General features: G+C 64.2%; 21 protein-coding genes. 12 read left to right on the forward strand and 9 right to left on the reverse strand.

The genetic code is table 11. From position 1 onward, the window contains the following. From ABB22_RS14865 to ABB22_RS14890, 6 genes are all read right to left on the reverse strand, one after another. Positions 1 to 1,317, reverse strand: coding sequence for a sulfotransferase family protein (locus ABB22_RS14865; protein ID WP_152984204.1), 1,317 nt, complete (start codon positions 1,315 to 1,317; stop codon positions 1 to 3). A gap of 160 nt (positions 1,318 to 1,477) precedes the next feature. Continuing rightward, positions 1,478 to 2,158: a sulfotransferase family 2 domain-containing protein gene (locus ABB22_RS14870; RefSeq protein ID WP_057505297.1), complete on the reverse strand. Its 681-nt coding sequence runs from the start codon at positions 2,156 to 2,158 to the stop codon at positions 1,478 to 1,480. Continuing rightward, positions 2,155 to 2,925: a sulfotransferase family protein gene (locus ABB22_RS14875; protein ID WP_057505298.1), complete on the reverse strand. Its 771-nt coding sequence runs from the start codon at positions 2,923 to 2,925 to the stop codon at positions 2,155 to 2,157. Before ABB22_RS14875 ends, ABB22_RS14870 begins: the two co-directional genes overlap by 4 nt. Next, positions 2,922 to 4,196, reverse strand: a complete 1,275-nt coding sequence (locus ABB22_RS14880) for an ABC transporter ATP-binding protein (protein ID WP_057505299.1) — start codon at positions 4,194 to 4,196, stop codon at positions 2,922 to 2,924. Before ABB22_RS14880 ends, ABB22_RS14875 begins: the two co-directional genes overlap by 4 nt. An 8-nt stretch (positions 4,197 to 4,204) precedes the next feature. Then, positions 4,205 to 4,717 carry a hypothetical protein gene (locus ABB22_RS14885; RefSeq protein ID WP_152984205.1) on the reverse strand — a complete coding sequence of 171 codons (513 nt, stop codon included), beginning with the start codon at positions 4,715 to 4,717 and terminating at the stop codon, positions 4,205 to 4,207. A gap of 319 nt (positions 4,718 to 5,036) precedes the next feature. After that, positions 5,037 to 6,419, reverse strand: a complete 1,383-nt coding sequence (locus tag ABB22_RS14890; protein ID WP_152984206.1) for a hypothetical protein — start codon at positions 6,417 to 6,419, stop codon at positions 5,037 to 5,039. A gap of 311 nt (positions 6,420 to 6,730) precedes the next feature. On the opposite strand from ABB22_RS14890, the gene ABB22_RS14895 reads away from it, so the two are divergent. From ABB22_RS14895 to ABB22_RS14940, 12 genes are all read left to right on the forward strand, one after another. Next, positions 6,731 to 7,522: an ABC transporter permease gene (locus ABB22_RS14895; protein ID WP_057505302.1), complete on the forward strand. Its 792-nt coding sequence runs from the start codon at positions 6,731 to 6,733 to the stop codon at positions 7,520 to 7,522. 196 nt (positions 7,523 to 7,718) lie between these two features. Then, positions 7,719 to 9,416 (forward strand): GspE/PulE family protein, encoded by a 1,698-nt coding sequence (locus ABB22_RS14900; protein WP_057505303.1) that lies wholly within the window; start codon positions 7,719 to 7,721, stop codon positions 9,414 to 9,416. Between the two features lie 7 nt (positions 9,417 to 9,423). Next, the gene (locus ABB22_RS14905) at positions 9,424 to 10,629 is read left to right on the forward strand and encodes a type II secretion system F family protein (protein ID WP_057505304.1); all 1,206 of its coding nucleotides are present in this window, start codon (positions 9,424 to 9,426) and stop codon (positions 10,627 to 10,629) included. Between the two features lie 148 nt (positions 10,630 to 10,777). Continuing rightward, positions 10,778 to 11,233, forward strand: a complete 456-nt coding sequence (gspG, locus tag ABB22_RS14910; protein WP_057505305.1) for a type II secretion system major pseudopilin GspG — start codon at positions 10,778 to 10,780, stop codon at positions 11,231 to 11,233. Next, positions 11,199 to 11,645 (forward strand): prepilin-type N-terminal cleavage/methylation domain-containing protein, encoded by a 447-nt coding sequence (locus ABB22_RS14915; RefSeq protein WP_082592182.1) that lies wholly within the window; start codon positions 11,199 to 11,201, stop codon positions 11,643 to 11,645. The genes gspG and ABB22_RS14915 overlap by 35 nt, the downstream gene beginning before the upstream one ends. Beyond that, complete coding sequence (locus tag ABB22_RS14920) at positions 11,642 to 12,079, forward strand: PulJ/GspJ family protein (RefSeq protein WP_057505307.1); 438 nt, start codon at positions 11,642 to 11,644, stop codon at positions 12,077 to 12,079. Before ABB22_RS14915 ends, ABB22_RS14920 begins: the two co-directional genes overlap by 4 nt. Next, positions 12,066 to 12,710: a PulJ/GspJ family protein gene (locus ABB22_RS17920; protein WP_082592183.1), complete on the forward strand. Its 645-nt coding sequence runs from the start codon at positions 12,066 to 12,068 to the stop codon at positions 12,708 to 12,710. The genes ABB22_RS14920 and ABB22_RS17920 overlap by 14 nt, the downstream gene beginning before the upstream one ends. Further along, entirely contained in the window at positions 12,691 to 13,794 is a 1,104-nt protein-coding gene (locus tag ABB22_RS14925) for a type II secretion system protein GspK (protein WP_057505308.1), read from the forward strand. The genes ABB22_RS17920 and ABB22_RS14925 overlap by 20 nt, the downstream gene beginning before the upstream one ends. Further along, positions 13,715 to 14,833 carry a PilN domain-containing protein gene (locus ABB22_RS14930; protein WP_152984207.1) on the forward strand — a complete coding sequence of 373 codons (1,119 nt, stop codon included), beginning with the start codon at positions 13,715 to 13,717 and terminating at the stop codon, positions 14,831 to 14,833. Before ABB22_RS14925 ends, ABB22_RS14930 begins: the two co-directional genes overlap by 80 nt. Continuing rightward, entirely contained in the window at positions 14,830 to 15,414 is a 585-nt protein-coding gene (locus ABB22_RS14935) for a hypothetical protein (RefSeq protein WP_057505310.1), read from the forward strand. Before ABB22_RS14930 ends, ABB22_RS14935 begins: the two co-directional genes overlap by 4 nt. Next, complete coding sequence (locus ABB22_RS18435; protein ID WP_161809372.1) at positions 15,411 to 15,899, forward strand: hypothetical protein; 489 nt, start codon at positions 15,411 to 15,413, stop codon at positions 15,897 to 15,899. Before ABB22_RS14935 ends, ABB22_RS18435 begins: the two co-directional genes overlap by 4 nt. A 32-nt stretch (positions 15,900 to 15,931) precedes the next feature. Beyond that, positions 15,932 to 18,064, forward strand: coding sequence for a secretin N-terminal domain-containing protein (locus tag ABB22_RS14940; RefSeq protein WP_161809373.1), 2,133 nt, complete (start codon positions 15,932 to 15,934; stop codon positions 18,062 to 18,064). 83 nt (positions 18,065 to 18,147) lie between these two features. On the opposite strand, the gene ABB22_RS14945 is transcribed toward ABB22_RS14940, so the two are convergent. From ABB22_RS14945 to ABB22_RS14955, 3 genes are all read right to left on the reverse strand, one after another. Beyond that, complete coding sequence (locus tag ABB22_RS14945; protein ID WP_057505312.1) at positions 18,148 to 19,332, reverse strand: cystathionine gamma-synthase; 1,185 nt, start codon at positions 19,330 to 19,332, stop codon at positions 18,148 to 18,150. A gap of 70 nt (positions 19,333 to 19,402) precedes the next feature. Then, a complete protein-coding gene (locus ABB22_RS14950) occupies positions 19,403 to 20,773 on the reverse strand; it encodes a pyridoxal-phosphate dependent enzyme (RefSeq protein ID WP_055772553.1) in 1,371 nt (456 codons plus the stop codon). 185 nt (positions 20,774 to 20,958) lie between these two features. After that, a complete protein-coding gene (locus ABB22_RS14955) occupies positions 20,959 to 21,177 on the reverse strand; it encodes an HP1242/YdcH family protein (RefSeq protein ID WP_055772555.1) in 219 nt (72 codons plus the stop codon). Positions 21,178 to 21,317: the final 140 nt, after the last annotated feature.

The raw sequence follows: 21,317 nt of genomic DNA on the forward strand, positions 1-21,317 counted from the left end.
TCAGGTCGTTATCAGTGACGGGGACTGCGCCCAGCCCACCCGCTCGTCGTATTCCGACTGCAGCCGGGCATGGGTGTCCCGCAGCACCGACAACTCCTGGTCCAGGGACTGCGCCCAACCCACCCGCTCGTCGTATTCCGACTGCAGCCGGGCATGGGTGTCCCGCAGCACCGACAACTCCTGGTCCAGGGACTGCGCCCAGCCCACCCGCTCGTCGTATTCCGACTGCAGCCGGGCGTGGGTGTCCCGCAGCACTGACAACTGCTCATCCAACCCATGTGCCCAGGCAGTTCTATCGGCATGATCGACCTGAAGCGAACGCAATTGCTCTCCAAGCTTCTCGATCTGTCCATTGAGCGAGACGATCAGCTCGCCGCGCGTCCGCAACTCGCCATCGGCCTCCTGAAGCCGCTTGAGTCCCTCCAGGCGTCCTGCGCGCTCACGCGCTTCAAGCTGAGCGAAACCATCCAGAGCTTCGGCATACACGTCTTCGGCCTGCTCGAACCGTTCGCGCAGAGGAAGCAGCGCCGACCAGGGATCGTCCGTGGAATCCAAGGCATCGAACAAGCCTTGGGCCAATTGCCACTCCGGCGCCGTTTCAGTCGCCGCCACATGGTGACGATCGCCCTTTGCTATGAATTGGTCCAAAGCCGCGCGCTGCGCCGGCGTGGGTCCGGGCAGAGGGATACCCAGCGACTCCACGGCGCCCACCAATGCCGCCTCGGCATCCTCAAGCAAAGCCTCATAGGGCAAAACCACCCTGGGCATGTTTTCCGTGGCTGCCTGCGCATCAAGCAGATGCTCGATCCACAGCAACCGCGACAATCCCGGCGGCCAGTCGTTGCGTGCCACCAGCGAGTCGGCCACTTCGCGCGGATGGCGCAGAACGAACAACGCAGCCGGCTCCACCCCCAGCCTCTCCAGCACCGGCCACCACAACGGCAACAACCGGCAGGCACGGGGATCCTTCACCGCCCACAGGGCGCAATCGGCGAATTCCGCGCGCAGCAGAACTTCGAGATCCTTCGCCGCAGCTTTGGCCGCACCGCTCTGCAACCAGTCTGCCGGCAGCGGCCGGGGATCATTCCACGACCGTCCAAGCGAGGCCAACAGCCGGTCGTGGATCGCCACGACGCCCGCATGCTCCCAGAATCCCTTGGGGTTGTCCGGCCCGGGCTGCATCAGCTCGGAGCCAAGCTCCACACCAAGCAGGCGCAGCGCGCCGGTCACCGCGGACGTTCCGCTGCGGTGCATGCCAAGCACCAGTATCGCCCGCTGCCTGCCGCCAACTGTCTGGGTTTTTATGAATCTGTCCAACGTAGCCAACTCCTCCATCACGGAGGTGGGAAAACACCCTCAAATGGTAACAGCACCAACCTGACCGGCCTGTGCAGCCACTGTCTTTTCCGAAGACAAGAAGGAGGCAGAGGAAGAGCACAGCGCCCCATGGCCGCAGCCCCCTCCATCGCGGCCCGCCCTACCCCCTAAGCATCTTTTCGTAGAGGGCCAGATCGCGCGCATTGCATTGTCGGATCAAGCGTTCCTGGGCCGGCTCAAGCCTGTATTCCCGCCCTGCATCCCGTTCCGGATTGCAGTTCGTCCGCACCTCAGCCGCCAGCTCCCGAGCAAAGCCGAAGCAGTCGACAAAACGCTCCATGTCCTGTTCGTACCGCTCCACGCTGCCCACGAAATCGAACCTCCGCAGCGGGAAAGCCCACAGGTACTCGGCATAGGTATTGCGGTACTGGGGCAGCCTCACGAACTCCTCCAACGACAGCCCCGGGACCAGCCCCCAGCGCAGATGGTGGGGCTCGTTCTCGCCATGGCGGCGATAATGATGGTAACGCGAGACCACCCGCTGCACCGGATCGCGCAGCCAGATGCAAAAGCGCGTACGCCTTGCAAACGCATATTTCAGGGGCATGAAGTGGCCATGCACACAGGCCTCGGGCAGCGCGCGCGAGGCCGTTGTACAAGCATGCCGCAACGCGGCCAGGCGCCGCTCGCCCCGGGCGTGCGCAAGCGGCTGGTCTGCATTGTCCACACGCAGTGAATCACCGTAGATCCGCCGCAGCACCTCGGCGAAGCTGGTGCCCGCCGTCTTGGGAACATGCACCGATATGAGCGCCCAAGGCAGCGACCCGGTATTTTCCATCATTCCCACTCCAATCCATGGCGAGCCTGCCGCGCGAGGTCATGGCGCCACCACCAACGCAGCAACCTCCTCTGCCAACCCCGCTTCGGCCAGCGCGAGTAATCGCCCTCGAAAACCCGCCCGTAGTCCATATCGCCCGTGTCCACCGGCAATCCCAGGAACGCATGCACTCGAGCCAACGCCTGAGCCGGCTGCCGCGCCAGTTCATGATTGCGCAGCGTCAGAATCTGTTCTGGCGGGAACACGCGGTGCAGCACATCCAGTTGTGCTGCATAGTCGCCACGCAAGCGGTAGCTATGGTGCCGCAACGGCGAACCGGGCTCGAAATCGTCGCGATGCCCGGCCAACCGCCAAGACTCGGCCAGCAATGCCCACCATAACGGCAGGCCCTCATGGCCCCGGCTTCGCTCCATGTGGTATTGCGACAAAGCCCTGTCGACAGGGTCGCGCAGCAGGATGATCCAACGCATGGCGGGGTTGTAGCGGCCAATGCGCTCCACGAACCGGGGATGCAGCAGGTATATGGGCGTGGCATCGCCATGCAATGCGTCCACTGGCGCCCGCCCGGAGAAATGAGCGTCATAGAGGCGGTTCACCGACTCTACATCCCAGCCATCGTCGAAATCGGGCGCATCGAATACATGCGCCTCCTTCCCCTGTGGCAACACAACGCCCGGATGCCGCCCCAGGAAGCTCGCAAGCGCGGTCGTCCCCGCCTTCTGCACGCCCCCCACGACAAAATCGACGCGCGGCGTACCGCCGGATCTCATGCCGACACCTCAACGTCCATCGGCAGGTTGAACAGACCGGTGAATACTTCGCGGCTGTCATCCACCACCTCGAACGAAGGCGAACCTTCCTGTCGCGCCAGTACGACGTGCTGCTGCACGCTGTCCGAATCCAACAACCGCATCCGCACCCGGTATACGCCCATCTGCAGGCCGGCCCGCAACGCCACCCGTACGGTCACTTCGCCAGCTACAGCCACCCGCGGCATGCGGATGCGGCGTCCACACAATTGCATGCCGCGCGTATCCATCAGGTCGAAAATCATCAGCGGGTTCACCACGTCGGGGCGCAGGCGCACCTTCAACACGAATTCCAGCGGCGCATCGTATCCCACCGCCACGTGAGCCACGCCATTCACACTGGCCTCCAGCACCCGCACATCGTCGAAGCCGAAACCATCGTCGAGCCGCTGCAGCGCCCGCCCATCCTGCTGGTAGCCCAGCTTGCTCAGAGTCTGCGTATGGGCGCGGTGCAGGTATTCGGTGATGACATCCTCCGGCAACCCCTCCATCACCACCTGGCCGCGCTCCAGCAGCATCGCCCGGTGGCAGAACGCCTTGAGCACCGCAAGGTCATGGCCCACGAACAGCAGCGTCGTGCCCTGCGTCAGGATCTGCTCGATGCGCGCCATCGCCTTGGCCTGGAACGCCGCATCACCCACCGCCAGTGCCTCATCGACGATCAGGATGTCCGGCTCGGTATGCACCTGCACCGCGAACGCCAGGCGCAACGCCATGCCCGAACTATAGGTCTTGACCGGCTCGTCGATGTAATCGCCGATGTCGGCGAAGGCGATGATGTCGTCCATCCGCTCGGCCACCTGCGTGGCCGACAAGCCCAGGATGGCTGCATTCACCTTCACGTTCTCGCGCCCGGTCAATTCCGGGTTGAAGCCGGAGCCCAGTTCCAGCAGCGCCGCCACCCGGCCATTGACCTGCACCGTACCGGCCGTCGGCTCCAACACACCAGCCACGATCTGCAGCAAAGTGCTCTTGCCGCTGCCATTGTGGCCGATGATGCCCAGCGCCTCTCCCCGCCGCAGGCTGAAATCAACCTTCTGCAACGCCGGGTGGTCGTGGATGCGCGCCTGCGCGCGCGTGCGCAGCCATTGCGCCAAGCGCGGCAACGGCAACAGGCCGGCCACGCGATACAGCAAGGGCACCCACAAGCGGCCGCCCGGCGTCGCCCAAAGGCGATAGGTCTTGCTGATCCCCTGGACGATCAGCGCGGGAGCATTGGCATTGCCTTCCATCGATCTGCTTACTTGACGGTGAAATCGGCCATGCCGACCGGCGCGTCACCAATGTCCGCCTGCACCGTATAGCCGCCCGCTTCCATGCCGTCGGCCTTGCTCAAGCTGAAACTCACGAAATTGGCCCCGGCCAGGATCGGCTTGCGCTCGTTCTTGATCGAAGCGCCCTTCTCCGAAAACCAGTAAATGGCCACCTCCTTGCCCGGCGCATGCCCACCCACCGGCACCGAGGCATACACAGTGTCGCCAACCGCGTACTCAGGCTTGGCTGCCGACACCGCGCCATCGGTATTCAGCGCACTGCCCACCAACACCGCATCTTTGCTCAATACCACCTGCTCCACTACCTGCGCTGCGACCGGCGGCGCCGCAGCCGATACCGGAGCCACTACACCCGCATCGGCAGGCGCCGCCTCCCCCAACAGGGCCGCATCATCGGGGTTCAGTTCATCACTGGAACCACCGCATGCCGCAAGCGCCACGGCCAGCAAGGAAGGAAGCAGGAAACGGGGGGAACGCATGACAGGCAACCTTGGAATGAAGGGGAGCCTATCCTACCAACACCGCCCGCCACTGGAACGAAACTCAAGCACAGCAGGAAGTTTCCAACGACACCGTGGCCGAATCAGTCCTGCAAGACGCCCGGCTCATCAACGAGCAGGCGCTTGGGCTGGAGGAGTATGAGCGCCTAGCCGACATGCACCAGCCCCGGCAATCCGCGTCACCCGGCGTACGGCACAAAGAGCGTTGCCGCCACCGAGGGCGGTAACAAAAAACGGGCGGCCCGAAGGCCGCCCGTCTCGTGTTGCAATCAACAGACCTTGGTCTGCAACCAGAAGATTAGTTCTGGAGGTTGACGTTGGTGTTGACGTCGCCAGCGGTGGTGGCGTTGCGCAGGAAGTTCTGCACGCGCATGCCGCCGAACTCACCGGTCACGGTCAGGCGCGACTTGCCGCTGGTGCACTGGGTGAAGCCCAGGCCAGCCAGATCGGAAGCATTCACCAGCTTGGCCTGGCCAGCACCCAGCGTACCGATGGAGACGGCCGGCTGCACGGTGCCGTCGTCGCACACGCCTTCCACGCTCACCAGACCGGCAACGGTGCCCGGGTTGATGATGCGCAGGTAAGAGCGCTGGTTCATGTTGCTGGCCGGGTTGAAGTGGTCAGCGTAGGCCACCGAACCGTTGTACACCATCGAGGCCAGGCCCTGGTTGGCAATGCTGAAGCTGCTGAATGCCGAACCCGGCTTGACGACGACCGAAGCCGACAGGTCCTGACGGACGATCGACGTGACGCTGTTCGCATCAAGGCAGACGAAAGCGGTGGTGCCGGCGTTCAAGGTATTCAGCACGACGCCGGTGAACGTGGCGCTCTTGCCGTCAGCCGAGATGGTGGCAGCGGTGCCAATGGCCGTGCCGCAAGTGGCATCGGTAGCCAGACCGATCTTGGCGGGAGTATTGCCGGTAGCGGTCGAGGTCTTGAACGCCGAGAAGTCGTCACCGGTGATGGTGATATCGGCCGTACCAGTACCCGGCAACCAGGCAGTCACGCCCACCGCATCGGCGATCTTGATCTCGCCAGCGGTGAAGAGATTGGCGTTGGTGCCATTGCCCACGGTGTACGGGGTGGCAACGAAGAACTTCTTGTTGGACGGAACGCCGACGTCGATCTTGGCCGGGGTAGCTTCCTGGGTCACGGTAACCGAAACGCCTTCCTTCGCGGTGTAAGCCACCTTGGTGAAGGCCGAGCCCGGCAGTTCGATGGCGGTGGTCGGGTCGAACACCGCACCGCTGACGCTAATGCTGCCACCGGCATTCAGCGAGCCAACGTTATCGACCGCCAAGCCGGTGATGGTGAAACCTTCACCAACCTGCGTGCCACCTGCCGCCGGAACGACATTGACCACGAACTCGGTGGAACCGACAGCGCCGGTGCCGGTGACCAGAGTAGCCGAGACAGCACCACCAGTGACAGCGATGGTCGGAGCCGTGGAAATCTTGCCAGCCGACACCTTGACACGCACGTTGTAACCAACGGTACGGCCCAGGTAGTTGTCAGCCGCCGTAGCCTTGACGGTTACGACCGGGATGGTGGCGGTAACAGCACTGGTGGTGAACTGGTTCGAATTCACGACCGCAGCAGTAACAGTCGCTTCAGCGGCAAAGGCACTCGGGGCGGCCAGCGAAGCGGCAACGGCCAGAGCAATCAGATTGAACTTCGACATGTCGAAAAAACTCCGTTTTTAAGCGTGTTTGAGGTTTTGTAGCGTCCACCGGCGCATGCCGCGTCCTTCCCGGTACCGTGGCGACCACGGCGGCCGGCGTATCACTGAGCCCTTTCCCCTCACCCCTGCGAGCGACGAACAGGAATCCCCCTGATAGCGAGCTACGAGCGGCACGTTAACGGAGCGTGGCCGCACCGTCAATATGTTAGGGGGGGGTTCATCAAGCTGGCCAAGGCGATGATCCGGACGCTCCCGACTCTGGTTCGCCTGCGTTACCCTGCCTCCCTTTTACCACCGCCGCCAGATCACCGATGTCGCCGCGAACCACATCACACTTCTACCTTTGGCGCACCCTGGTGGCCCAGGAACTGCGCAGCCGTTACCGTGGCTCGCTGCTGGGCCGCGCGTGGCCCGTGCTGTTGCCCCTGCTGATGCTGGCCATCTATGGCTTCGTGTTCGGCGTTGTGTTCCGCGCCCGCTGGCCGGGGCTGGCCGAGGACGACCATCTTGGCTTCACCTTGAACCTGTTCACCGGGCTGCTGGTGCACGGCCTGCTGGCCGAATCGGTCGGGCAGGCGCCAGGGCTGATGCAGCGCTACGGCAACTTCGTGCGCAAGGTGGTGTTCCCCCTGCAGATACTGCCGGCGGTGCCGCTGGGCGTGGCACTGGTGAATCTGGCGCTCGGGCTGGCGATCCTGGTGGCAGCCAATGCGGGGTGGGGTAGCGGCCTGCACCTGTCGGCGCTGGCTGCGCCGCTGGTGCTGCTGCCCTATCTGGCGATGCTGCAGGGCCTTTCGCTGGCACTGGCCGCGTTGGGGGTATACGTGCGCGACCTCGGTCAGGTGATAGGCGCATTGGTGATGGTGACGCTGTTCACGTCCACGGTATTTTTCCCCCGTGAACGGGTGCCAGAAGCATTGGCCGGCGTGGTGGACCTGAATCCGATCAGCTGGCCCGTGGAAGCGTTGCGCGGCGCGCTGCTGCATGGGCAGTGGCCAGCCATCGGCGGTCTGCTGGCCTACAGCGCGGCGGCGGCGCTGGTGCTGGTGCTCGGCCATCTTTGCTTCCGCTCCCTGCGCCGCGGCTTCGCCGACGTGCTGTAAGCAGGGAACAGCGCCCTGGACTCCATGCACATGCAGGGCGACTGCCCGATGCGGGCCGTCGCCCTTACATGGTGGCTGCGCACGCTTTGCCCCCGGGGCGGCAAAGCCCCATCGCGGCCATGACCTTGCCCTGCCATAGCCCGCCCCGAGGGAAAGCCGGCACAATGGCAGCCTGCTTCCGCCGCCTTCAATGCCGATGACCGCAACCGCTGCCGCTCCTGTCCCGCGCCTGTTGGGCGAAATGCTGCTGGAACGCGGCGCCATCAGCGCGACCGATCTCGACCGCGCCCTGGAGTTGCATGCGCAGATGGGCGTACGGCTGGGCGCCCTGCTGGTGCGCACGGGCGCGTTGTCGGAGGACCAGTTGCTGGATGCACTGTGCGAGCAGCTGCAGCTGCCCCTGCTGGGACGCGAAGTGGAATTGCCCGCAGACCCAACCCAGTGGGGGCTGCCGGATGCCGGGGCCCCGGGCATTGACTGGATGCAGGATCAGGAAGCCCTGCTGTGGCGCGACGAGAATGGCCAGGCGTGGTGTGCCAGCCGCGATCCGCTGGCTCCCGCCCTGCTGGAGACACTCGAATATGCACTACCTGGCGTGGAGGCATGGCCGGTGCTGGCGTCGGCACAGGTGATGGAGCGCTCGCTGGACCTGCTGGCCCAGCGGGGCCGGTTGCTGCATGCCGCGGGCGACGACGTGCGCCACCTGCGCGAACTGGCTGAAGAAGCGCCGGTAGTGGAACTGGTCAACAACCTGATGGCGCAGGCGGTGGAGCAGCGCGCCTCGGACATCCACCTGGAGCCTGGCGAGCATCACTTCGCGGTGCGCTTCCGCATCGACGGCGTGCTGTACCCGCGACTGACCCTGCCGCGCGAGCGGTTCAACGCGGTGGCCTCGCGCCTGAAACTGATCTCGGGCATGGATATCGCCGAGCGGCGCCTGCCGCAGGATGGCCGCCTGAGCGTACGTGCCGGCGGGCAGGCCATGGACATCCGCGCCTCGGCGCTGCCGGGGGTTCATGGTGAATCCATCGTACTGCGCCTGCTGCCCAAGGAGCGCAAGGATCTCGGACTGGAACGGCTGGGCATGGCGCCAGATCATCTGGCGCAGCTGTCTTCATGGGCGCGCGAGGCGCATGGCATCGTGCTGGTCACCGGCCCCACCGGCTCGGGCAAATCCACCACCTTGTATGCCACGCTGGCAGCCAGCAACGACGGGCTGAAGAAGATCATCACCGTTGAAGACCCGGTGGAATTCCAACTGCCGGGCATCACCCAGGTGCAGACCCATGCGGACATCGGGCTGGATTTCGCCAGCGTGCTGCGTTCGATGCTGCGCCAGGATCCTGACGTGGTGATGGTGGGCGAAATCCGCGACAAGGAGACGGCCGAGATCGCCATCCAGGCGGCGCTGACCGGCCACCTTGTGCTGTCCACGGTGCATACCAACGACTCGCTGGGCGCGTTTACGCGCCTGATCGACATGGGCGTGGAGCCGTTCCTCGCGGCCACGCCGATGCGCGGCCTGCAGGCGCAGCGGCTGGTGCGCCGGCTGTGCCCGCACTGCGCGGTTCCGGCCACGGCGGTATTGCCCGCCATTGCGGGTGAAACGGCGGCACTGGCGGCACAGGTGCTGGGCGATGCGCCGGCGCATTGGATGCAGGCGGCGGGTTGCCCGCGCTGCCAGGGTACGGGCTACCGCGGGCGCATCGGCATCTACGAGCTGGTGCCGGTGGACGAGGCGATGCAGCAGGCGGTGGTATCCGGCGCGACGCACATGCAGTTGAAGGCGATGGCGCGCGAGCGCGGCTGCCGCTTCCTGCGCGAAGATGGGCTGCTCAAGGCATGGCAGGGCATCACCACGGTGGATGAAGTGCTGCGCGTGACGGCGGTCTGAGGCGGACATGGCACGGTATCGCTACAAGGCGCTGAACGCCGATGGCACCTTGCTGGACGGCACGCTGGATGCGGCCGGCGAGCGCGAGGCGGCACGGCAGCTGGAGCGTCGCGGCCTGACCACCGTTTCACTGGCCACCGAAGGTGCCAATACGCGCAAGCCAGGCTCGGCGCGGCGGCGCAGGCTACGGCAGCAGGACATGGTGATCGCCTTCCACGAGCTGGCGACGATGCTGCAGTCTGGCGTGGCGCTGGCCGAGGCGGTGGCCGCACAGACCGGTGGCAGCCACCATCCGCAATTGCTGGCCGGGTTCGAAGCCATTGGCAACGGACTGCGCCGGGGCCAGGCGTTTTCCGATGCGCTGGCCTCGATCAAACTGCCGCTGCCCACCTACTTCCTGACGCTGGTGAAGGCCGGCGAGCAGGCCGGCATGCTGGCGCAGGCGCTGGCCGATGGCGTGGCCCAGCTGGAATACGACCTGGAAGTGCGCGGCGAAATCCGCCAGGCGCTGACCTATCCGGCGGTGCTGGTGACCGCCGGCATCGGCGCGGTGGTGATGATGTTCACCTTCGTAGTGCCCAAGTTCGCCTCGCTGCTCAACCGCGGGGCCGACCTGCCGTGGCTGGCATGGGTGGTGCTGCACGGAGGCATGTTCGCGCGCAACCACATCCTGTGGCTGTTGGCGCTGCTGGGCGCCGGGGCGGTACTGGCATGGCGCAGCCTTGCCACCGCGGAAAAGCGGGCTCGCTGGCATGAGCGCATCGAACGCATGCCGGTACTGGGGCCGTGGCGGGTGGAATCGGAAACCGCCAGTTGGGCCAGCGTGCTGGCGACACTGCTGGGCAACCGGGTGCCGCTGCTGGATGCGCTGGAATTGGCCCAATCCGGCGTGCACTCGCCACGCCGGCGCAGCCAGCTGCAGGAGGCTACCCGCAGCGTGCGCACCGGCACGCCCCTGGCCGATGCGCTGGAGGCACAGGAGGCACTGACCGCCACCGGCTACAACCTGATCCGGGTGGGCGAGCGCTCGGGCGAACTGCCCGCCATGCTGCGCTCGCTCGCACGGCTGTGCGCCAATGCCGGACGGGCACGCATGAAGCAGTTCCTGGCGTTGCTGGAGCCGCTGGCCATCCTGGTGATCGGCTCGATCATCGGCGTGATCATGATCGGCATCATCCTGGCCATCACCAGTGCCAACGACATCGCGGTGTAGCCAGCCTCTTCGACATTCCCTTGCCGATGTCTCGCCGGCCCACGCCTTCATGCCCCATGCCCTGGCGCCATACGAATGGGGAGATGATCGCGCCAACCCGCTTGTACTACACTGCCCGCCCAGTTCTTCCTGCCGCGCACGCCCTCCGATGAAGATCCGCCGCCCTGTTACCTCCCCGTCGCGCTCACGGGGCTTCACCCTGCTGGAGATGATCGTGGTTCTGGTCATCATCGGCCTGATCATGGGCCTGGTCGGCCCTCGCCTGTTCACCCAGGCCGACAAGGCCAAGGTGCAGACCGCCGAGACCCAAGTCAAGATGCTCAAGGGCGCGCTGGAAACGATGCGACTGGACATCGGCCGTTTCCCTACCGAGCAGGAAGGCCTGCGACTGCTGGTGGAGCGACCCGGCGACGAACGCACCGCCGCGCGCTGGAGCGGCCCGTACCTCGACGAAGGACTGCCTTCCGACCCGTGGGGCAATCCTTACCAGTATTCGCCGACGCCTTCGGCCAATTACGCGCTGACGCTGTATTCGCGGGGTGCGGACGGCAAGCCGGGCGGCTCGGGCTATGACGCCGACATCGGCTACCTGCCGCGCCAGTAAGCCCGACGGCAGCCCCCTGCCCGGACGCGGCTTCACACTGCTGGAGTTGGTGGTAGTGCTGGCCTTGCTTGCGTTGGCGACCGCGCTGGTTGCGCCATCGGGGTTCCGTATGATCGCCAGTTGGCGGCGTGCCACGGAAGTGGATGCGACGTTGCAGGCAGTCGCCGCGCTGGGCACTGCCGCCGCACAGGATGGGCGTGCACGCACGCTGGAAGCCGGGCCGGTAGCCGCTGACGCACTGCCCGGCCTGCCCGAAGGCTGGCAGGTGGAACTGGATGCGCCGCTGGCGGTGCAGGCCAATGGCGCCTGTGGCGACAGCCGTGGCCGCATGCGTGGGCCGGATAGCTACGAGCAGCCGTTCACTGTGTCAGCTCCGTTTTGCCGTACGCAGCGCACAGGCGCCGGGCAATGAAGTTTCCCGATAAACGCAGGCAGGCCGGTTTCAGTCTGCTGGAAGCCATCGTCGCGCTGACCATTTTCAGCATTTGCGCAATGGCGCTGTATGCGTGGATGTCGGTTAACCAGACCGCACTGGTGCGAGTGCAGGCGCGCGATGCGGCCGTGCGCGACGGGCGGGCGGCGCTGGCAACCCTGGAACTGGTCAATCCGATGAGCGAGCCGGAAGGTAGCCACAAGTTGCCAGGCGGGCTGGAGGTGCGCTGGAACAGCAACGTCGTTGTGCCACGCGCGCCTGGTACGGGACCGGCTGGCAGCATGCTGGTGTTCGACATAGCGCTTTACGACATGAACGTGTCCGCATTGCGCAACGGGAGGGTTGTGGCGAGCTTCGTCGTACGTCGGGCTGGCTGGGAAACGGTACGGACGATGCACGATGATGATTTTTGACCGTCACGCACGGGGTTTCACCTTGCTGGAAATGCTGGTGGTGCTACTAATCGCCGGCATGGCGCTGGCGCTGACTTCACAGGCGCTTTCACAATACAAGCGTGCGTACGAGCGGGTATCGGCCAGTACGCAAGGAGGGCGCGAGTACCAGTTGGCCGAGCGCTGGTTCAGGGAATCGGTCTCGGGGCTGTATCCGGCAGGCAAACCGGGGGAAACCGGTACGACGCCGATGCCCAACACTGTGGCCTCGCCCGAAGATGCCTTGGCATTCCGTGGCGATGCGCACGGGTTTTCCGGCTTGACGCTACTACCGGTACTGGCCGGACAAGGGATTCCAACGTTTCAGAAATGGACGATTGCACCCAATCGCTTCGGCAATGGCATGCTAATGCTGGACGAGGAGGGGAAGGCGTTGACCTTGCCCTTCCCCGATTCAGGCCAACTGGTATTAGGTTACCTTGACGCCAATGGCAATCCGCACACTCAGTGGCCACCCGCACAGCAAAGCCCTTGGCGGCAGTTGCCGGCAGCCATCACCTTGGCACTCGGCGGCTCAAATGCAGTGATCGTGGCCCCCATAACCGGCCCGCAGCAGCCCAGAGTGATTCCCTATGAACCTGAACCTTTCTGACTCCCGCCCCATGCACCGTGCGCAACAGGGGTTCGTGCTGGTGGCTGTGCTGGTGGCACTGGTGATCCTGACGCTGCTGGCCACGGCCATTTCCACCACCAGTGAGCGGGCGGTGCAGGAAGCTCGCCAGAACAGCGATGCGTTCGAGGCGGAGGTGGCGATGGCCAGCACGCGGGACACGGTGCTGTTCATGCTCAACACCCAACGGCAGACCGTTGGTGGATTGACGATCGACAAGCAGGTGTCATGGTCGGCAGGCGAAGCCACTGCCATCCGCCCAACCTCCGCAGAGGATTCAGACTTGCCGCCACCGTTGCCCATTGGCAATGAGATTCGCCTTGACGGCACGACATATAAAGGGTTGAACGGCGTCAGCTTCGCGCTGCGTGACGACGGCGGAATGTTCAGCCCCAATTGGACGTTCGAGTTGTATCGCCCGGGCTTTTTCACGCAATTGGGTGTTCCACCTGAATTGTGGCCCGAGCTTGAGGCAAAGCGACTGGATTATCAGGATCCAGACGATCTGTTCCGGCTGGGCGGGGCTGAAGCAGAAGATTACCGCCGCAAAGGGTTGCCGCCCCCCAGCAATCGCACGCTGGTAACACCATTGGAACTGCGCCACGTCATGGGCTGGAGCGAAGCATTGAAGGATCTGGATGATGCTCAGCTGGTTTCGCGCCTGACCATGAGTCGCAATTTGATGGTCAACATAAACAGCGCTCCACCCGAAGTACTGCAAACGCTGCCGGGGGTGGACAAGGACATGGCGCAACGAATGGTTGCCATGCGCCAGCCCCTCCCCTTTATGCTCCACTGGCAGTTCCTGGAAACTTTCAAGCTGCCGCTGGATGAATTGGACCCAATTGGCATCCTCCCCATCAGCAGCGGAACACTGCAACTCTGGCACAATGCAGTTGGCCCCAGCCGCCTACTGCATTGGACACTCACTCCCAGCGATGAAGGTGGCCGACCGTGGCGTCTGGATTACACCTTGGTTCTTCCCCGTGACCCTGCCTTCAATCAAACGTCAGCTCGCACGATTCCTTCGCCGCTTTTCGCCGACCCAGGCACGCCTGGACGTTGATGGCCTGCATCCGTTGCCCGGCGAGGGAAGCGGGCCGCTGCGCGTACTCGTGGCACGCGAGTTGTGCCTGTTCCTGCATGTGGACGCGAGCGCGGTTCCGGCAAGGGAACGGGCTGGCTTCGTGATGCTGGCCGTGCGCCGCGCGGCGCCTTTCGACGACCCGGAGGCGGATATCACTTGGTGCGGGCATCACGCCGCTGTCTGGTACTGGTCAGCCTCCCGCGCGCGCTCCTTGGCGGGACCACTTCCGGCCCGCACCCGCATTCATGGCGAGGCCTCGCATCGTGGCACCATGCACCTCGATGATGAGAAATTGGAGCTCCTGGACCTGTCGCTCACTGGCTCTGAGACCCCGTCCGCCGGTATCGAAGCCAGGCTGTGGCGACATGGCCACCTGGTCGCAAGCCGGTGGTGGCCGCGCGTGCCCAGCACTCCGGCATGGCAGGTTTTCCTCCGCGGTGCGGGCATGCCATCGACACTGGCGATGCCCGAACCATTGCCGACCGCACTGCATGAACACGCCATGGGGACAAGCACCCAATTGGATACCTGGGCAGGGCAGTTGCAGGCACAATGGCCGCTGCTTGCTACGGGAACAGGGTGCCTGATCATCGGAGCGTTCTGCTGGCAGCTTGCCGGTATCGCCAGAGCCCATTCCGAAAATAGCAAGGTGGAAAGCCGGATCAGCCAGTTGGAGAAGCGCCTGGATTCGGTCATCTCCGCCCGCAATGCAGCCGATGAGGCGAGCGCTACGGTCAGGTCGCTGCTGAAACTACGCCCCCCCGCTTCCCAGACCCGGCTGCTGGCGGAAATCGCGAAGATCACCCCATCGGGCAGCTGGAACGTCATGCAATGGCAACAGCCAGGACCAGAAACGCTGGAAATAACCCTGAAGGGAAGCGCACTGGATGCAGCGGCCGTTGTCAATGCGTGGGAGCAGTCGCCCTTGATGCAGGACGTCACGCCCATTTCTTCAAACCGACCGGATGAATTGGTGCTGCGTGCGCGGTTGACTCCTGCTGCGGAACCGGCCGAATGAAGCTGCCCGCGCAACTACTGCCTCTGACGGCGCAAATCCGAGGAAATTCCAGACTGCAGATCGGCCTGGGGCTGATCGCTGCCATCGTATTGCTGTGGCTGTTCCTTTTGCTGGGTGATTGGCGCCAGGCAAGAATCACGGTGCTGCAGGCCTCCAACCATCGCCTGGAGCAGACCCGCAACCTCGCCCGGCAGAAAAACTGGGCGGAACGCGCCGAGCAAGCCAAGCAGATGGCGGAAAGACTACAGGCGGAAATACCCTCGGCGGCATCCCCCGGACTGGCTCAGGCCGACTTCCAAGGTTGGCTGCGCCAACTCGCCGACGTCCAGCCCGCCCAATTACGGCTGGACGTGCAGGCCCCCGTTCGACTGGAAGATCCTGCCGACATCGTAAAGGTGACCGCCACCTTGAACGGCAGCATGTCGCCCAGCCAGGTGACGCAGTTGATCAACCGGATCGAAAGCCGGCAGTCGCTGGCCACCATTCCCATGGCCACTCTGCGCAGTGATGGCCTTAATCGATCTTTCTCCCTGACGATACAGGGCTATTACCGCCTGCAGACCGGGAAACCACAACCGTGACGCGCACCAGAATCATCGCCGCATTCCTTGCCTCTTTAGCTGCAGGCGGCATGGCAGGCTGGTTTCGCCCCCTGCCTGCCATGGACTCCGCTCCGGATAGAGAGCTCCAGGTTGATTGGCGATTGCCACCCGGGGAAATGCTGGAGCGATCCAGCGCGGCGTTGTCTTCTCAGGCACGCACACTGAAATGGATGGACGATGGGGCTGCAGGTCCGGGCGGTGCTGCTCAGGAGTGGACGCTGAAAGCCATCTTGGGCGCGGAGAACGCCATCCTCATGCAGAGCGGCAAGGAACCACTCATTTCCCGCGCCGATGTCGGTGCTACGCTACCCGATGGCTCCCGCCTTGTTGCATTGCGCGGAGATACCATCGTTGTCGAACTGGATGGCTGCCATATCGACAAGCCTCTGTATCCCCGTGCCTCCAATTCCGATTCATCCGAATGCAAAACCGCTACTGCCCAGAAGGACGCGCAGCAACCATGAAATGCCCTGCCCCGACGCGGCTGGTTTCCGCCTTGGCCCTGTTGCTGGCAGGTTGCACCGTGGCACCGACCCGCCTGCCGGCCCCACTGCCCGTCAGCAAAAACTCGCAAAGCCAGGCAAACGCCGGAACCTCCTTGTCCGCAGCGACGGAACCGCGCACCGAATTGCGCGAACTGCCTACCCCGCAATCCCAGGAGGACGTGGGGGGCACGTCTGCCGGCGTATCCCTGCGCGATACGCTTCCTGTCGGTCTACGGGGACAGGCCCTCAGTGTCAACCTGATTGGATTGCCGCTGCCGACATTCATCAACGAAGTGCTGGGCAATTCGCTGGGCTTGACGTTCCAGATGGATCCGGAGGTCGAGAAACTCAACCAGCTGGTCACTTTGCGGACATCCCGCCCCCAATCCCCGACCGAGTTCTACCGCATCGCCCGACAGGTACTCGGCGACTATGGCGTGGAAATGATCGCCGACGGCCCGATCGTCAAGGTCAAGATGGCCACCGCCGGTTCGACCTTGGAACCGCCCATCATCTATAGCGGACGTGCCTTGCCTGAGGTGCCGATCACCCACCGTCCGGTCTTCTATCTGATGCAGCTGGATACGATCCGATCCAACGAAGCATCCCGGTGGCTGAAGGCGATCTACGGTAGCGACGTCAAGGTGGAAGAAAGCTCCGAGCGCAACGCGGTGCTGCTCAGCGGGCGCCCTGACCAGGTGCGACAAGCCTCCGAAGCCGTACGTGTCTTCGACCGTCCAGCCATGCGCGGCCGGGTCAGTACCCGGCTTGAGCCGGCCTTCATGAGCGCAGAACAGTTGGCGACAAAGTTGACTGAGGTTTTGGCTGCGCAAGGCTATGGCGCCAGCACCACGCTTAGCGTGCCTGCAAGCATCCTGGTGATGCCGGTGCCTGCCGTAAACAGCGTGATCCTCTTCGCTGCCGACCCAGCAGCACTGCGCCATGCGGCCGCCTGGGCAAGGGATCTGGATCGCCCCAACCCTGCTTCCGGCAACCGTTCCATCTTCTATTACCAGGTGCAGAACACCAAGGCATCCGACATCGCGTCTGTACTTGCTGGCTCGGCGGGATCTGGCTTCTCGTCTGCGACAACCATTTCCGCGACCGGAAACCCGAACGCCGGCAGCGCCGTTACTGCCACCGCAGCTCCTCAGGTATCTGCCAGCAGCATTGGCGGTATCGGCAGCGGCATCGTCGTCGATGAGCCCCGCAACAGCCTGATCTTCCAGGGCGACCCCGCCGAATGGGAGCGCCTGCTACCCTTGATCAAGCAGATGGACAAGGAAACCCGGCAGGTGATGATCGAGCTGACCATCGCCGAGGTGACCCTGGACGACAGCGAGGAATTCGGCATCAACTGGTTTGCCAAGACCAATCCAGGTCGTTTCAATGGCAGCCTGTCATTCGGCACGCTGCCCGAAGTCGGCAAGGTGGCAGGCACTGGCCTGAACTACCTTCTGGATGTCGCAGGCCAGAGCCGGGCAATGCTGCGTGCCTATGCCAACGACCAACGTGTGACCATCCTGTCCACGCCGCGACTGATGGTGAAGAGTGGCGAGGAGGCGAAGATCGACGTGGGTACCGAAGTCCCCATCATCACCTCGCGCAATACTTCTCCGCAGACCACCGAAGGCACCTCCAGCCTGCTGCAGTCCATCCAGTACCGGAAGACGGGCATCATCCTGTCGATGACGCCGACCGTCTATTCGGACGACCGCGTCGACCTTACCTTGAGCCAGGAAGTCAGCGAGGCGTTGCCGATGGCCGAAGGCGACAGCCTGGGCTCGCCCTCCATCTACAACCGCTCGGTGGGCACCAGCCTGAGCCTGCGCGACGGCAGCTCCATCGTCATCGGCGGCCTGATGTCCCATCGCCAGAGCGGCGGCGGCAATGGGGTCCCGTTCCTGAAGGATATTCCGGTCGTTGGCAACCTGTTCAAGTCGCAGAGCAAGACCAAGAACAAGACCGAACTGGTGCTGATGATCGTGCCCTATATCGTCGGCTCCAATGAGCGTGCGACCGAACTGACCCGTGCCATTGGCGACCAGTTGGAACTGCTGGAACTGCCTTCGTCCACGCTAATGCTCCCGCTTCCGTCGGCGGAACAGCATCCTCCGGTATTTCCACCTGCAACGGTGCACTGATACAGGAAAGCCCCGGCCAAAGGCCGGGGCTTTCTTCATGCGGGATTGGATCTTCTTGCCTGCGCCAACGCGCCGGAACCCGATCAGGACAAAGCGCGTTGCAGGTCTGCGCGCAGATCCCAGCTGTCTTCCACCCCCACACTCAACCGCACCAGTGCGTCGCTGATGCCCAGCTTTTCGCGGCGAACCGGTGGAATCGAAGCATGGGTCATTACCGCCGGATGGTTGACCAGACTTTCCACGCCACCCAGTGACTCGGCAAGGGTGAACAGTTCGGTGCGCTCGCAGAAGCGCTTGGCGGCTTCGAAGCCGCCCTTTAGCACGATGGAGACGATGCCGCCGTAGCCGCTCATCTGCCGGGTCGCGAGTTCATGCTGAGGATGCGACGGCAGGCCCGGGTAGATCACTTTTTCGATGGCCGGGTGCGCTTCCAGCCATTGCGCCAGTTCCAGCGCGTTGGCGCAATGCGCCTTCATGCGCAACGGCAGCGTCTTCAAGCCGCGCAGGGCCAGGAAGCTGTCGAACGGCCCCTGCACGCCGCCCACCGAGTTCTGCAGGAAGGCCATCTGTTCGGCCAGCTCGGCATTGTCGCCGACGACGACCATGCCGCCGACCATGTCCGAATGGCCGTTGAGGTACTTGGTGGCCGAGTGCACGACGATGTCCGCGCCCAGTTGCAACGGACGCTGCAGCATCGGCGAAGCGAAGGTGTTGTCCACCACCACGACCAGGCCGTGGCGCCGTGCGATGGCGGCGACCGCGGCGATGTCCACGATCTTCAGCATCGGGTTGGTGGGCGTTTCGATCCACACCATCTTCGTCTTCGGCGTGATGGCCGCTTCGAACGCGGCCGGATCGGTCAGGTCGACGAAACTGAAATCCAGCCCGGCGGTGCGGCGGCGCACGCGTTCGAACAGGCGGAAGCTGCCGCCGTAGATGTCGTCCATCGCCACCACGTGGCTGCCGGCATCGAGCAGTTCGATCACCGTCGCGGTCGCGGCCATGCCCGAGGCGAACGCGTAGCCGCGGCTGCCGCCTTCCAGCGCTGCCACGCAGCGCTCATAAGCGAAGCGGGTGGGATTGTGGGTGCGCGAATACTCGAAGCCCTGGTGCACGCCCGGGCTGGACTGCGCGTAGGTAGAAGTCGCGTAGATCGGCGGCATCACCGCGCCGGTGCTCGGGTCCGGCGACTGGCCGCCATGGATGGCCAAGGTGGCGAGCGACAGGTCGCGCGCGCCATCCCTGCTGGGTGGATGCTGGTCCGTCATGATGCTTTCCGGCTGGAGGAAGTGGGATTCTACCGGTGCGGCCTGAACCAGCCGCCCCGGTTCGCCGGGCTCACTGCACCCGGCGCCGCAGATAGTTCAGCAGGTCGATGCGGGTGATCAAGCCGAGGAAATCGCCGCCGTCCATGATGATGGCGACCTGGCCGCGGTCGAACACCGGCAGCAGCGCCTCGATCGGCGACTTCACGTCCAGGCGGTCGAGCTTGCTGACCATGGCGATGGCCACCGGGTCGCGGAAGCGCGCCTCGTCGCCGTAGACATGCAGCAGCACGTCGCTCTCGTCGATGATGCCGACCAGGCGGTTGCCATCCATCACCGGCAGCTGCGACACGTCGTACAGCTTCATGCGCTGGTAGGCGGTGGTCAGCAGGTCGTTCGGGCCGACCACCACGGTGTCGCGCTGGCTGTACGGGCGCAGGATCAGGTCGCGCAGGTCGCCGTACTGGGGGCGCTCGAGGAAGCCGTTGTCCAGCATCCAGTAGTCGTTGTACATCTTGGACAGGTACTTGTTGCCGGTATCGGGCACCAGCACCAGCACCTTCTTCGGCTCGGTCTGCTCGCGGCAGTACTTCAGCGCGGCCGCCAGCAGCGTGCCGGTGGAGGAACCGCCGAGGATGCCCTCCTTGCCCAGCAGTTCGCGCGCGGTATGGAAGCTCTCGGCATCGGTGATGGCGTAGGCCTTCCTGACCCGGCTGAAATCGGAGATGGACGGCAGGAAGTCCTCGCCGATGCCTTCCACCAGCCAGCTGCCCGACTTGTCGCTCAGCGTGCCTTCGTTGATGTACTGGGTCAGGATCGAGCCGACCGGATCGGCCAGCACCAGCTCGGTCTTCGGCGACAGTTTGGCGAAGGCGCGCGACAGGCCGGTCATGGTGCCGGAACTGCCGCAGCCGAACACGATGGCGTCCAGTTCGCCGCCCATCTGCTCGATGATTTCCGGGCCGGTGCCGAACTCATGCGCAGCGGGGTTATCCGGGTTGCCGAACTGGTTGATGAAATAGGCGCCCGGGGTCCGCTCGGCGATGGTCCTGGCCAGGTCCTGGTAATACTCCGGGTGGCCCTTGGCCACGTCCGAACGGGTCAGCACCACCTCGGCGCCCATCGCCTTGAGGTTGAAGATCTTCTCCCGGCTCATCTTGTCCGGGACCACCAGGATCAGCTTGTAGCCCTTCTGCTGGGCGACCAGCGCCAGGCCCAGGCCGGTATTGCCGGCCGTGCCTTCCACCAGGGTCGCACCGGGCTTGAGGTCGCCGCGCTTCTCCGCCGCCTCGATCATCGACAGGCCGATGCGGTCCTTGATCGAGCCGCCCGGATTGGCGCTTTCGAGCTTGAGGTACAGCTCGCAGACACCAGCGTCCAGGCGCTGGGCCTTGACGATCGGCGTGCGCCCGATGAGTTCGAGTACGGAGGAGTGGATTGCCATCGATATGCTTGGGATCGCGCCGCGCGGCGGCCGGAGTCCGATTATCCGATGGATATGGCCGAAAGTCAGGCGACGATTGGTTCTTGCGCCATTGCCATCCCGAATCTGCGCAAGTGACGCGGGCAATGGCGACCGACGAGGAGGCCGCCATTGCCCGCGACGGAAAAACTCAGCGTGGGGAAGGTTCAGTTGAGCCGTTCTTCATAAATCCGCAGAAGCTTCTGCTTGGCAAGCAGCTTTTCGCGTTTCATCTGCCCCAGGGTCATATCGTCGATGGGGAGTACCCCCAGTTCCGCATCCATGCATTTCTTGTTCAGCTTCTGGTGCTGCTGATAGAGCTGCTTGAACTCGGGGTTGACCTTGATCAACGCGTCGATCTCACTCTGCGGCTGCCCTTCGAACATGACTACCTCCTACATGCGGAAACACGAACGCCCCGGCCTTGCGGCACGGGGCGTTTGGGATGGAGATCCGGGCGGGGCACGGCCGAACCCTCAGCCGCCTTCCGGTCAAATCCCCGGAAGCTGTCTGGTACTGGTTCGCG

It is taken from the genome of Stenotrophomonas nitritireducens (assembly GCF_001431425.1).
In the GTDB taxonomy this organism is placed as follows: Bacteria; Pseudomonadota; Gammaproteobacteria; order Xanthomonadales; family Xanthomonadaceae; genus Stenotrophomonas; species Stenotrophomonas nitritireducens.